11 protein-coding genes are annotated in these 13,329 nt (G+C 46.7%); all 11 read left to right on the top strand.

The window, feature by feature from the left end; genetic code table 11:
- The first annotated feature begins 24 nt into the window (after nt 1–24).
- The 11 genes from mrcB (at nt 25) to CAG58_RS02615 (ending at nt 13,327) form a co-directional block, all read left to right on the top strand.
- Nucleotides 25–2,304 carry a penicillin-binding protein 1B gene (gene mrcB, locus CAG58_RS02665; RefSeq protein ID WP_237665968.1) on the top strand — a complete coding sequence of 760 codons (2,280 nt, stop codon included), beginning with the start codon at nt 25–27 and terminating at the stop codon, nt 2,302–2,304.
- A gap of 40 nt (nt 2,305–2,344) precedes the next feature.
- A complete protein-coding gene (locus tag CAG58_RS02660; RefSeq protein ID WP_161425961.1) occupies nt 2,345–4,669 on the top strand; it encodes a patatin-like phospholipase family protein in 2,325 nt (774 codons plus the stop codon).
- A 230-nt stretch (nt 4,670–4,899) separates the two neighbouring features.
- A complete protein-coding gene (gene acnB, locus CAG58_RS02655) occupies nt 4,900–7,497 on the top strand; it encodes a bifunctional aconitate hydratase 2/2-methylisocitrate dehydratase (RefSeq protein WP_158138870.1) in 2,598 nt (865 codons plus the stop codon).
- Between the two features lie 233 nt (nt 7,498–7,730).
- Nucleotides 7,731–8,357, top strand: coding sequence for a PepSY-associated TM helix domain-containing protein (locus tag CAG58_RS02650; protein ID WP_154170188.1), 627 nt, complete (start codon nt 7,731–7,733; stop codon nt 8,355–8,357).
- Between the two features lie 64 nt (nt 8,358–8,421).
- Nucleotides 8,422–8,934 (top strand): DUF2271 domain-containing protein, encoded by a 513-nt coding sequence (locus CAG58_RS02645; protein ID WP_237665965.1) that lies wholly within the window; start codon nt 8,422–8,424, stop codon nt 8,932–8,934.
- A gap of 78 nt (nt 8,935–9,012) precedes the next feature.
- Complete coding sequence (locus CAG58_RS02640) at nt 9,013–9,837, top strand: DUF4198 domain-containing protein (RefSeq protein WP_161425450.1); 825 nt, start codon at nt 9,013–9,015, stop codon at nt 9,835–9,837.
- 10 nt (nt 9,838–9,847) lie between these two features.
- Entirely contained in the window at nt 9,848–10,150 is a 303-nt protein-coding gene (locus CAG58_RS02635; RefSeq protein ID WP_040903804.1) for a hypothetical protein, read from the top strand.
- Entirely contained in the window at nt 10,134–10,733 is a 600-nt protein-coding gene (locus CAG58_RS02630) for a DUF6162 family protein (RefSeq protein WP_161425449.1), read from the top strand. Before CAG58_RS02635 ends, CAG58_RS02630 begins: the two co-directional genes overlap by 17 nt.
- Nucleotides 10,734–10,749: 16 nt before the next feature.
- Nucleotides 10,750–11,682 (top strand): metal ABC transporter solute-binding protein, Zn/Mn family, encoded by a 933-nt coding sequence (locus CAG58_RS02625; protein WP_237665964.1) that lies wholly within the window; start codon nt 10,750–10,752, stop codon nt 11,680–11,682.
- Nucleotides 11,682–12,449 (top strand): metal ABC transporter ATP-binding protein, encoded by a 768-nt coding sequence (locus CAG58_RS02620; RefSeq protein ID WP_161425452.1) that lies wholly within the window; start codon nt 11,682–11,684, stop codon nt 12,447–12,449. Before CAG58_RS02625 ends, CAG58_RS02620 begins: the two co-directional genes overlap by 1 nt.
- Nucleotides 12,449–13,327, top strand: a complete 879-nt coding sequence (locus CAG58_RS02615) for a metal ABC transporter permease (RefSeq protein ID WP_004394220.1) — start codon at nt 12,449–12,451, stop codon at nt 13,325–13,327. The genes CAG58_RS02620 and CAG58_RS02615 overlap by 1 nt, the downstream gene beginning before the upstream one ends.
- The last annotated feature ends 2 nt before the right edge of the window (nt 13,328–13,329 follow it).

Here is a 13,329-nt window from a genome sequence, read left to right as displayed (position 1 = left end):
GCTGCCAAAAGCCATTCTTCTTCAATGGCTCAACGGGCAACCTCTCCTTGGTGGCGACGATTGTGGGGTGTCGCTTGGAAGTGTGCACTCGCTTTATTGGCCGTGTTACTGTTTGCTGGGCTGTATCTAGATAGTGTGGTCAAACAGCGCTTTGAAGGCCAATTGTTTGATTTGCCTACCGTGATGTATGCCCGAGTATTGACTCTGCAACCGGGCGATAGCATTACCTTAGCCGAGGTGCGTAATGAATTGGATATCTTAAATTATCGCAAAGTGAGTCAACCTCGTTTGGCTGGTGAGTATTCGTCTTCGGCGACGCGTATTGAGTTAATTCGTCGTCCCTTTGAATTCGCTGATGGACCAGAGGCGGATCGGCACGTGATGCTGACGTTTGATCAAAACGGTTTACAACAGATCCAATCTTTAGAAGCGCGCCAAGGTCAGCTCGGTTTTTTTCGTTTAGATCCGAAAATGCTCGGCATGTTAGAACGTAATGCGTTAGAGCAACGTTTATTCCTACGTCGTGAACAGTTTCCCGAAGTGATGGTTGATGCCTTGCTTGCCACGGAGGATCGCTATTTTTATCAGCATGACGGTATCTCTCCGTGGTCGATTGCACGTGCGATGCTTGCCAACCTTAAAGCGGGAAGAACGGTGCAGGGCGGCAGCACCTTAACTCAGCAGCTAGCGAAAAATATCTTTTTATCCAGTGACCGCACCTTATGGCGAAAAGTTCGTGAAGCCTATTTAGCGCTGATCATTGATTATCGCTACAGTAAAGACCGGATCCTTGAGGCTTACCTCAACGAAGTGTACCTTGGACAAAATGGTCGCGAAGCGATTCATGGTTTTGGATTAGCGTCGCGGTTGTATTTTGGTCAGCCTCTGCAAGAGTTACGCATTGATCAACTGGCTTTATTGGTCGGTATGGTTAAAGGGCCGTCTTTTTATCATCCAGTACGTTTTCCTGAGCGCGCGCGTGAACGACGTGATCTGGTACTGAAATTAATGATGGATCAAAACATTCTCACCGCTCAACAATATCAACAAGCGATAGCCAGGCCATTGGATGTGCAGCCACAACCAAGAATCGCCAGTCGGCAACCCGCTTATTTCCAGCAAGTTTCGATTGAATTAAGATCGCAATTGGCAGAACGTTTTCAAGCGGATCAAGGGTTGCGAGTGTTTACTTCGCTTGATCCGGTATCGCAAGCCAAGCTGGAGCAAGCCATTGCCGAGCAAGTACCAGTATTAGCCAAGCAAGCAGGTAATGAATTAGAGGCTGCGGCGATTGCTGTCGATCGGACCAGTGGTGAAATTCGTGCCATGGTCGGAGGTAAGCGCACGGGTTATGATGGTTTTAACCGCGCCCTTAATGCCAGTCGTCCGATTGGCTCATTAGTCAAACCAGCCGTGTACTTAACCGCGCTCGCGCAGCCTGAACGTTACCATTTGGCTACCACCTTAATTGATAAGCCAATCAGCCTAAAAGGCAGTGAGGGCAGTGTTTGGACACCGCGCAATTTTGATCGTCAATACCGAGGCGATGTGCCTTTGTATCAAGCGTTAGCCAAATCATTCAATGTGCCGACGGTGCAACTGGGTATGGCATTAGGCATTGATAACGTCTCAAAAACCTTGCAGCAATTGGGTGTCGATGGCCAAGAGATTCGTCCTGTACCAGCCATGTTACTAGGGGCATTTTCACTCACACCTTATCAGGTGGCGCAAATGTATCAAACCGTGACCAATTCCGGTAGAAAAGCGCCACTCTCTGCGCTACGTTCAGTGGTTGATTTACAAGGCAATGTGCTTTATCAATCGATCCCTAAGGTCTCGCAAGTCGTTGATGAACAAGCCGCATGGTTGACCACTTACGCCATGAAACAAGGCGTTCAGCAAGGTACGGGGCGATACCTCACGAATCAGTTTGCTTGGGCGGCATTAGCAGGAAAAACGGGCACCAGTAGTGATCGGCGTGATAGTTGGTTTGTCGGTGTTGATGGCCGTGAAGTGACCACCATTTGGCTTGGACGCGATGATAACCAACCGACACAATTAACCGGAGCGAGTGGTGCACTGCGCGTCTATGCCGAATATTTACGTCAGCGCACGCCTGAAGTCTTATCATTACCGTGGCCAAATGGGATTACGATGATGGGCTTTAAACCTACCGCCTCTGGCGCCTTACAAGTTGATTGCGGCAGTGAATTTACCTTGCCAGTTTGGGATCGAACCGGTGAAATGAAGAAACAGTGTGAGAACCGCCCCCAAGAGTGGTTAAAAAATCTCTTTCGGTGGTAATCTATAATCTCGCTTATTTATAGTGGCTTGATTTTTAAGGATGAGAGGACAAGGTGTGAAGCGTTTTCAGCTTAGTGTGATGGTTATTTTTGCCACAATGTTCCCTTGGTTTGTATCAGCAGAACATACGGAACATGTCGTTGTCACTCGCGATGATATCAACCACCCTCGTCCGATCATTGCGCTTGTTTTAGCGGGTGGCGGTGCGAAAGGCGCGGCCCATATGGGAGTGCTTAAGGCGCTCGAAGAGATGAAAATACCGGTCGATATTGTGCTTGGCACCAGCATGGGAGCCTATGTCGCGGGGCTTTATGCGACGGGCATGGATGCGGAAGAAATTGAAAGTGTCATTTATAGCGTTAACTGGCAATCGGGTTATCGTGATCGGGTCAGTCGTAGCCAGCGTCGAGTGCGTGATAAAGAGTACGAAGACCGTTATCAATTAACCACCGATTTGGGTTTTGGTTGGGATGGAATTCGTGCTCCGCGCGGCGTGGTACAAGGGCAAAGTATGCTGCGTATTTTGCGTGAAACCTCAGGTAACCTTGCTAAGTTAGACTCGTTTGATGATTTGGTGATCCCGTATCGTGCGGTAGCGACCGATATTATTGAAATGCAACCCGTAGTATTAGATAAAGGCTACTTAGTCGATGCGATGATGGCCAGTATGTCAGTGCCTGGTGCCTTGCCGCCTTATGATATTGACGGCCGTTGGTTAGTCGATGGCGGGGTAACCAATAATATGCCGGTCGATATTGCCAAGCAAATGGGTGCTGATGTGGTGATTGCGGTGGACATTAGCTCCGATTATAAACAGCAAGACTCATTCAGCAGCTTTTTAAGTGCCGCCAATCAGTTGTCCAATTACCTTGTGCGCCGCACGACTGAGCGTCAAGTCTCTCATCTCAGTGAGCAGGATATCTTACTCAGACCAAATGTTGGGCTGATGGAAACCACCGATTTTTATAAAATGCCCGATGCTTTTATTGAAGGCTATCAGACCGCGCTAGAGCATCAGCCGCAATTACAAGTGCTTGCTTTGAGTAGTGCTCAATATCAAAACTATATTGATGGCAAAGCGGAGCGCCGGCGACAGTTGCAATATGGCGATATGCTAACGGTCGACGATATCGCGATTCGTAACCACTCTCATTATAGTGACTTACTGCTAAAAAATAGGTTGAACCTAGCGCGAAATACGACGTTAAGTACCGAAGAGATAGAAGCCAGCGTTGATCGACTCTATGCCTTAGACCGATTTAAATTGGTTCGTTACCAATATGAACAAGTTGAGCAAGAAAATCATTTGCTGATCGATGTCTACGAAAAAGGCTGGGGTCCTAATTATTTAAATTTTCGCTTTTTTTTAGAGGATGATTTTAGTACCACCAGTCAATATTCGTTAGGCGCGTCTTTGAATTTTACCGATTTGGGTTCACATGGTGCCGAATTAGCGTTGAATATGGACTTAGGGACGGATAAGCAACTAGAAGCCGAGCTCTATTCGCCGCTGTTCTCCAGTCAAAAGACCTTTGCGTCGTTTACTGCGCGTTATCGGGATGATAATCGCCAAATTCCGTTCGATGATTTATTTGAAAATACCGGACTGTCCGCGACACGCAATTATATTCCCATTACTTACCGGACCTTGACTGGAGAGGCGGCGCTTGGCTATCAACAAACCTTATGGCGTCAGTTAAGAGTAGGCGCACGTTATGTTGATGGACAAGTACAGCCATCAACGGTGCCAGATTATGGCAATGGCACGTTTACTCGCCAAGGCGTATTTATCAACTATCGAATTGATTCACTGGATAATTTTAGTTTACCCCGTGAAGGTAACTACATCGATCTTGAATATTTTATTTCGCATGATGATGTCAATGATTTAGTCGAACAAGCCAATAGCAGTTCTGATACGGTATACGATATTTCCGCTAAGTTGATGTCGGCAAAAAGTGTTGGGCGGCACACGTTAGTCGCTAATTTAGAGTATGGAGAAGTGAGGAGTAAAAACTCCATTACTCCGGTCGAACCTAAAACCATCGGTGGTTTTTTAAATTTATCGGGTATTCCGCGTAAAAGCTTATTGGGACAGAACAAAATATTCACCAGTTTAGTCTATCGCTACCGTTGGTTTGATAATGATTTTGGTTTATTTAATGCGCCATTTTATTTAGGGGCGTCAATTGAGTATGGCGGCGTATGGTCGGATCCTGATTTGAAAATTGATACGGCGCCTAAGTATGTTGCCGGTTCGATTTTTGCGGGTATCGACTCGCCGATTGGCCCAGTGATGTTCGGTTATGGACGAACCGAGCAAAATTACGATTCATTTTATCTTATTATTGGCACGACATTTTAAGTGCAGCTTGGTAGCGAGTAAGTTTCATCTTAACTTGCTATGTTGGTCAACATGATGAGATTTTAATTTATCGTTAATTTTGCTATTCTATTGTCCACAGTTTGGCCTCTAGGGCGCGGTTTCTCAATCATATTTGAATGAAAACATCAGCAATGGAGAGCCAAGTTTCCAAGGATGTTCACTCACCTTTTAATAACAACTGGGGTGAACCGCAATGAGAGGAAAAAGTCGTGCTTGAAGCCTACCGTAAACACGTCGCAGAGCGTGCCGCTGAAGGAGTGGTCCCTAAACCTTTAGACGCTGAACAAGTTTCTGGACTTGTTGAATTATTGAAAAATCCCCCACAGGGTGAAGAAGACTTCATCCTTGATTTACTTGAAAATCGTATTCCTCCTGGTGTTGATGAAGCCGCTTATGTTAAAGCTGGTTTCTTAACCGCGATCACTAAAGGTGAGGTTTCGTCTCCTCTCGTTAGTCGGGAAAAAGCCGCGCAACTACTTGGCACCATGCAAGGTGGTTATAATATTGAACCTCTGGTTTCTTTATTAGACGATACCACGCTTGCCCCGATTGCGGTTAAGGCGCTATCACACACGCTATTAATGTTTGATGCTTTTTATGACGTTGAAGAAAAAGCGCAAAAAGGCAATACCTTTGCTCAGCAAGTGATGCAAGCTTGGGCGGATGCCGATTGGTTCTTATCTAAACCCGCTTTAGCAGAAAAGATCACCTTAACGGTCTTTAAAGTCACGGGTGAAACCAACACTGATGATTTATCCCCCGCGCCAGATGCGTGGTCTCGTCCTGATATTCCTGTTCATGCGTTAGCGATGCTGAAAAATGAGCGCGAAGGTATTCATCCGGATCAACCTGGCAGTATCGGACCAATTGGCCAGATCGAAGCTCTCAAACAAAAAGGCCATCAACTGGTTTATGTGGGCGATGTTGTCGGGACAGGCTCTTCTCGTAAGTCGGCGACTAACTCCGTACTTTGGTTTATGGGTGATGACATTCCTTTTGTTCCCAATAAACGTGCTGGCGGTTATGTCCTAGGCGGTAAAATTGCGCCTATTTTCTTAAATACGATGGAAGATGCAGGGGCTTTACCGATAGAAGTGGATGTCTCCAAACTACATATGGGTGACGTGATTGACGTGTATCCGTATGAAGGCAAAGTCTGCAATCATCAAACGGGTGAAGTACTCGCTACGTTTAAATTAAAAACGGACGTTTTGATTGATGAAGTACGTGCTGGTGGCCGTATTCCATTGATTATCGGCCGAGGATTAACCGATAAAGCACGTGAATCACTGGGTTTAGAGCCGTCAACGGTGTTTCGTCGTCCAGTGCCTGTGGCTGAAAGCAAAAAAGGTTTCACTCTGGCACAAAAAATGGTCGGTAAAGCGTGTGGCGTAAAAGGGGTACGACCTGGAACGTATTGCGAACCGAGAATGACGACGGTTGGCTCGCAAGATACTACTGGGCCGATGACTCGTGATGAGCTGAAAGATTTGGCTTGTTTGGGCTTTTCTGCCGATTTAGTGATGCAGTCTTTTTGTCACACTTCCGCTTACCCGAAACCGGTCGATGTTAATACGCACCATACCCTGCCTGATTTTATTATGAATCGTGGCGGCGTTTCATTGCGTCCGGGAGATGGTGTTATTCACTCTTGGTTGAACCGTATGCTACTGCCAGATACGGTCGGAACGGGGGGAGACTCTCATACTCGTTTCCCATTGGGTATTTCTTTCCCTGCTGGCTCAGGTTTAGTGGCGTTTGCGGCGGCAACGGGTGTCATGCCATTGGATATGCCAGAATCGATTTTGGTTCGTTTTAAAGGTCAGATGCAGCCTGGGATCACTTTACGTGATCTGGTTCATGCCATCCCTTATTTCGGTATCAAGCAAGGTCTGCTCACGGTAGAGAAAACCGGTAAAATCAACGAGTTTTCAGGTCGGGTGTTAGAAATTGAAGGGGTTGAACATTTAACCGTTGAGCAAGCTTTCGAACTGTCTGATGCTTCTGCTGAGCGCTCTGCTGCCGGTTGTACGGTCAAGCTATCGCAAGCGTCGATTGCCGAGTACCTGAATTCAAACATCACCATGCTTAAGTGGATGATTGCTGAAGGGTATGGCGATCGCCGGACGATTGAGCGCCGTATTAAAGCGATGGAAGAGTGGTTAGCGAATCCAGAGCTGATGGAAGCCGATAAAGATGCAGAATATGCCCATGTGATCGACATTGATTTAGCCGATATCAAAGAGCCGATTCTATGTGCGCCTAACGATCCTGATGATGCTCGTTTATTGTCTGATTGTGCAGGAACTAAAATCGACGAAGTCTTCATTGGTTCTTGTATGACCAATATTGGCCACTTCCGAGCGGCAGGTAAACTGCTAGAAAAATACAATGGTCAGCTCGATACTCGTTTATGGATAGCGCCACCGACTAAGATGGATCGCGACCAATTAACCGAAGAGGGCTACTACGGTATCTTTGGCCGTGCTGGGGTACGGATTGAAACTCCGGGATGCTCTTTGTGTATGGGTAACCAAGCGCGAGTGGCTGATAAATCAACCGTCATGTCGACGTCAACGCGTAACTTCCCGAACCGTTTGGGAACTGGAGCGAATGTGTACCTGGCTTCAGCGGAGCTATCAGCGGTTGGGGCGATATTGGGCCGTATTCCGACCATGACCGAGTATTTGGATTACGCGAAGCAGATTGATGCCACGGCAGCCGATACCTATCGCTATTTGAACTTCCATCTGATGCCTCATTACACCAAGAAGGCAGATACAGTGATTGTTCAGCAAGCCGTATAATAGATATACCCAAACGCTAAATCTTATCGTTTAGCCGTCTTTTGACCAATCAAGAGCCACCGTACCGGTGGCTCTTTTTTATTGCTGCTGGAGACTAAACCTAGTTTTTGCTTTCTTGGTAGCCGATTTTTCCGTTTTTTTCATCGTTCTGTATGTAAATAATGTAAATTGAATAAAAATGAGACTGGTTATCATGTAGCTTTCTGGGAGTTTTATTCGTTAATAGACCAGCCATGTTTTATAAGCACCGTACTTTTCAGCTTTGGGCTCGCCGTTTACACATTTATGTCTCTATGGCGGTATTAGGGCTAATGCTGTTTTTTGCTGTCACAGGGATAACCCTTAATCGGCCGGAGCTATTTGTAGCCAGTCAGGCGAAGACATCCGAATGGCGAGTCACTATTCCTCAGCATTTATTGTTTGTTGAAAGCAAAGTTGCGATTAATGAACCGGAATTACGCCAATTTCTTGCTCAGCATACGCCGATCCGTGGCCAGATGTCGCGACTCGATATCTATCTAGATTCAGACAATGGTGTCTTACAAGAAGGTGAAGCGAGTGCGAGCTTTACCGCTCCCGGCTACAGTGCCGCGTTGTTTATCGATTTGGTCTCTAGAGAAGCGGAGCTCGATATCAGTGATTATGGCTGGGTAGCTAAATTCAATGATCTCCATAAAGGGCGTCATAGTGGTGAGTGGTGGAAGTGGGTGATTGACGTTTCATCTCTGTTGATGCTGGTGTTTATCTTATCAGGCCTTGCCCTATTACTGCCAAAGAAAAGCACACTGCGTTATGCCATACGTTGGTGCAGTTTTGGCACTTTGATCACGTTTGTTATTTATTGGCTGGCAGTGCCGTAAAGCTTGTCTATGCGCCCAGCTATTTTAGGTTGGTTATGATTACTATTTTTGTGGACGACAGAGCATGAAGAAACAGCGAGGACGGGTTTACGCTTGGTTATTGGGACTCAGTGTACTGAGCGTTAATGTATTCGCCGCGCCTTTGGGTAAGCTGAATATTGAGTTTGAACTGCCAAAGCTGGACGTTGGAATGTACGCCAGACCTTATGTTGCGATTTGGATAGAAGACGCTCAAGGTCAGCCAGTGCGTACGGTTGCCTTATGGCAGAAAGAAGATACTTGGCTTAAAGATATTCGTCGCTGGTGGCGACAAGTGGGTCGTTACGATCGGGCATTGATCGATGCGGTGACATCCGCGACTCGTCCGGCGGGACAATACCGTTTGCAATGGGATGGTTTAGATGACCAAGGTCAGCCATTAGCGCAAGGGGACTACCTGTTTTATGCCGAAGTAGTCCGTGAACACGGTGGCCGAGACGTAGTACGACAAGCAATGACGTTGCATGCTCAGCCTGAGCAGTATCAACTCGATGCTACTTATGAAACGGGCGTGATCAGGCTACGTTATCAACCTTAATAATCGCCATTTAATCCAAGGATAGTCGTTAATAGTATGACGGCTCTTCAACTAAGAGCACTACATAGGAATGAATAAATGATGTTGTATCGCGTATTTTCTACGGCTTTATTAGCGCTTGCGGCCTTAGCGTCAGCGGCTGCGGTCGCCCATCCTCGTTGGGTATTACCGAGTGAGTTTACGGTCTCTTCACAAGAGGGTGATTGGATCACCACTGACGCCAGCGCGTCACACGGAACTTTTGTCTTCGATAAGCCGTTAGGATTAGATTCTGGCGTAGTGATCACGCCAAGTGGTCAGCGCGAGCGCTTTGCTTTCGTGGCTAAGCATAAGCGTAAGTCGAGCTTCGATTTCTTTTTCTCAGAGCCAGGAACCCATAAAATCAGCCTTACCGGTCAGCCATTTTATATGACCACCTACACCATTGGTGCTCGTCAAACGCCACGACGTATTGCTGCCAATGCCGCAGAGCGTGATGCGGTGTTGCCTGAAGGGGCACAGAATGTGCAAAGTGTTTTGGTGTTTAACCGTACTGAAGCTTACGTGACGGTGAATCAACCGTCTAGACAAGTTTTTGAATTAGAAAAGAAATTCTTAGAATTGGTTCCTGTGACTCATCCAGCAGACATTATTGAAGGTGAAGCGGCCGTTTTGCAGTTTTTCTTTAATGGACAACCCCAAGCTGGTGTAGAAGCAGAAATTCGTCAAGATGGTACTTTGTACCGTAATCAACAAGAAGCGGTGATTTTGACTAGCGATAAGGATGGCAAAATTCAATTCACGCCACATCAAGCGGGTCGCTATTTATTAATTGCCGGTTTTAGCGGCCCTTTAGATGATAATCCACTTGCTGAACAAACGCGTTCTTCCATCCATTTAACTTTTGAAGCGGTTTTAAAATAAGAGGTATGCAATGAAGTGGCAACAGTGGCTTGTGTTAACGAGTGGTTTATTGAGTGGCTTGAGTTGGGCTCATTTTCCAGTCATGGAGTGCCAAAAACAGGCTGATCACATCTTGTGTCAAGCGGGATACAGCGACAGTAGTCCGGCGATCAATGAAACGGTACGTATGTTTGATTATGACGATGTACTGATTGAAATTGGAAAAACCGATCAACGTTCTGAGGTGACGTTTACTATCCCAAACGGTGACTATTACATTGTGTTTGATCCCGGCCATGAAGCGCCTGTTGAGATTGATGGCGTTGAACTTTAACTCTCACTCTCACTCGTCAACGCCGTCGACGGTGCACGTTCAGGTCAAGGCGGATAAGGGCAGTCAAGAGACATGGTGGGTGCTAGGCAGCATGCTGTTGATCCTACTGGTCTCGGCACTGTTGTTGCGCGGTATACAGGTGGATAATGCGCCTCAGACCTCGCCGCTCTCTTTTGAGCTGCATGCTACGGATCTTAATGAAAAACAAAAAAGTCTGTTGATTGAACTGAGTCTTGCTGAGCAAGAGCTGCGTTTCTTTCACCATCTAGAGCATCAGTGGCCTTCGGTGCAATGGCTGGCAGAAGAGGGTATTGCGCCTTTTGTGCGTGATAGTAGCTGGCATTATTTGGGTGAACATCAATGGCAGCAGGTTGCTCAAGGCTATTTAGGATTGGCGCAAGACCCTAGTCAAGTTGGACATGTATTGATCTGGTATCCAGAAGGCCCTGATGCTGACGCGCAAGTCTGGTTTTTTACTCAGCCGATTGTGGGAGAGTTATCAGACTGGTTAGCACTTACTGATTCATCATGGATTCAAGCTGGGTGGAAGCGTTGGCCGCTGTCTGCCTCACTATCGCATTAATAAGAGAAAAATCGTTATGTTATCAAGCCAGATTAGAGCCGTCTTTCATAGAACGCTGTTAACGATCTCCTTACTGTTTGCCAGTCACGCGGTGGTAGGATCTGATAAATTGACTATCGGTATCACGCTACACCCTTACTACAGTTATGTTGCTACGATTGTCCAAGATAGAGCGACCATTTTGCCACTGGTTGATGCAGGCTTTAATCCACACAATTATCAACCGCAACCGGGGGATTTACTGCGTTTACAGCAGATGGATGTTTTGGTGGTCAATGGCATCGGTCATGATGATTATGCGATGAAAGTGCTTGCTGCCGCTCAGCGTTCCGATCTTCAGGTTATTTATGCTAATCAACAGGTGCCATTACTCGCAGCAATGGGTGCGAGTGTTGGCGATGGTGCCAAAAATCCCCACACTTTTGTGGGTATCGCAACCTCGATTCAAAAGGTCTATACCATTGCTCAGGCTTTAGCTCAGCTTGATCCTGATAATGGTCAATTTTATCTCGCCAATGCGCGGCAATTTGCGCGCCAGATGCGTCAAATGAAGCAAGCGGCGATGCAACAATTGATCGATGCCAATGTTCAAGCTTTAAAAGTGGCAACCACTCATAACGCCTATAACTATTTACTGCAAGAATTTGGGATTGAAGTCAGTGCGGTGATTGAACCTGCCCACGGGGTTGAGCCGAGTGCCAGCCAGCTACAAGATACGATCAATAAAATTCGCCAGTCTGGGATTAATGTCCTGTTTTATGAACTAGAAATGCCGAATCGCTTTGTCGATACCATTGAGCGCGAAACTGGCGTCAAGTTATACCGTTTTTCACACATGACTCATGGCCCTTTTACGGCCGATAAAGTGATCAAAGAGATGCAAGACAACACACAAACGTTAGTGCAAGCCATTCATTATGCTAATCAGATGAGCGAGCAAGCTCAATGATGCTGGGACCGGCAATTCATCTTAGCCAACTGAGTTTGGGTTACGCCAATCAACAGGTTTTAATGCCGTTTGATCATGCGTTTGCCGCTGGCCAATGCCATATCATTATGGGGCCAAATGGCGGAGGGAAAACCTCTTTACTGCGTTCAATTATGGGCTTAACCCCTTTTCAGGGCGGTATTGCTCTTGAGTGGCCGCTGGGCGCTAAGCAGCAAATGGGGTATGTGCCTCAAAAAGCCTTATTTGAATCAAGTTTACCGATCAGTGTGATGGATTTTATGCTGCTCAATATCAGCCGGTTACCGCTGTTTTTACAAGCGCTGTCACCTTACAAGCGAACGAATCGCGAGCAGGTTTTGAACAGTCTACAGCGGGTTGGTATGGCGAGTCGTGCTCATTTACGTCTTGGTCAATTATCAGGCGGTGAATTGCAACGGGTGATGTTTGCTCAGGCGCTACTCGATAAGCCAGAGCTGCTGATTTTGGATGAACCGACAACCGGGATGGATGAGCAAGGCGTACAGTACTTAGAGAAACTGATTGCGGATTTAGTGGCCGAAGGTGTGACGGTATTAGCGGTACACCATGATATTGGCGCGGTACGGCGCATCTTGCAAACTACACCTGGCCAAGTCCATGTCATCAATCGTCAATTGGTCGCCTCGGGACCGGTCGCACAAGTCTTGCACCCTGATAATATTGAGCGACTTTTTGAGCACTACAGTCAGCATGGGCATTTGGCGTCCAAACAAGAGCGAGCGGCTTAATGGAAACATTACAACAATGGCTGATCACCGGGGTTGAACGTGGTTGGTTAGCAGAAAGCTTTGCCTACGCTTTTATGCTCAATGCGTTAATTGCTGCGGTAATTTTAGGCCCTTTGCTTGGTGGGTTGGGGACTTTAGTGATAGCGAAACGCTTGGCATTTTTCTCCGAAGCGGTGGGCCATGCAGCGATTACGGGAATTGCTATCGGTATTTTATTAGGTGAAAGTCCCGAATCGCCGATGATTGGTTTGTTCAGCTTCTGCTTAATTTTTGCCTTACTGCTGCATTATGTGCGCAATCGCACCCAAGTACCTTACGATACTTTAGTGGGAGTGTTTCTCTCCGCGGCCTTGGCATTGGGCGCAGCGCTACTGATGTACGTAGCGCGTAAAATCAATATTCATTTATTAGAAAACGTGTTGTTTGGATCGATTTTAACCGTCACTCGGCAAGATATTATGTTGCTGGTTCTGGTGTGTAGCTTGATCATGTTAGTACTGCTGCTCAGTTATAACCGTATCTTACTGGCTTGTTTAAGCCCAGATATCGCGAAAGTCCGCGGCTATCTGGTCAACGGTTATGACTATCTATTTGTCATCATGATAACCCTAGTGACGATAGTTTCGGTCAAAGTCATTGGCGCAATTTTAGTTGGTGCATTGCTGTTGATTCCTGGGGCGACGGCGCGTCTATTAACTCGTAATAATGCCAGCTTTGTGATGTTATCGGCTTGCTTAGCGACCTTAGCTTGCATTGGTGGAACCATTTTACCGGTTGTTTATCAATGGCCTTTACCTTCTGGGGCGGCGATTATTTTACTCTCAACCCTGTTTTTCATCAGCGCCACTTTATGGCGAGTATTAAGACCGAATGGATAACG

The organism is Vibrio sp. V31_P5A7T61 (assembly GCF_009904895.1).
Lineage (GTDB): Bacteria > Pseudomonadota > Gammaproteobacteria > Enterobacterales > Vibrionaceae > Vibrio > Vibrio metschnikovii.
The sequence above is the reverse complement of the archived record's forward strand: the minus strand, read 5'-3'. Positions and strand labels throughout refer to the sequence as shown.

Bases quoted from the DNA above. Each gene is read 5' to 3' on its own strand.
- mrcB (WP_237665968.1), top strand. From the start codon at position 25: ATGGCTCAACGGGCAACCTCTCCTTGGTGGCGACGATTGTGGGGTGTC.
- CAG58_RS02660 (WP_161425961.1), top strand. From the start codon at position 2,345: ATGAGAGGACAAGGTGTGAAGCGTTTTCAGCTTAGTGTGATGGTTATT.
- CAG58_RS02650 (WP_154170188.1), top strand. From the start codon at position 7,731: ATGTTTTATAAGCACCGTACTTTTCAGCTTTGGGCTCGCCGTTTACAC.
- CAG58_RS02645 (WP_237665965.1), top strand. From the start codon at position 8,422: ATGAAGAAACAGCGAGGACGGGTTTACGCTTGGTTATTGGGACTCAGT.
- CAG58_RS02640 (WP_161425450.1), top strand. From the start codon at position 9,013: ATGATGTTGTATCGCGTATTTTCTACGGCTTTATTAGCGCTTGCGGCC.
- CAG58_RS02635 (WP_040903804.1), top strand. From the start codon at position 9,848: ATGAAGTGGCAACAGTGGCTTGTGTTAACGAGTGGTTTATTGAGTGGC.
- CAG58_RS02630 (WP_161425449.1), top strand. From the start codon at position 10,134: ATGGCGTTGAACTTTAACTCTCACTCTCACTCGTCAACGCCGTCGACG.
- CAG58_RS02625 (WP_237665964.1), top strand. From the start codon at position 10,750: ATGTTATCAAGCCAGATTAGAGCCGTCTTTCATAGAACGCTGTTAACG.
- CAG58_RS02620 (WP_161425452.1), top strand. From the start codon at position 11,682: ATGCTGGGACCGGCAATTCATCTTAGCCAACTGAGTTTGGGTTACGCC.
- CAG58_RS02615 (WP_004394220.1), top strand. From the start codon at position 12,449: ATGGAAACATTACAACAATGGCTGATCACCGGGGTTGAACGTGGTTGG.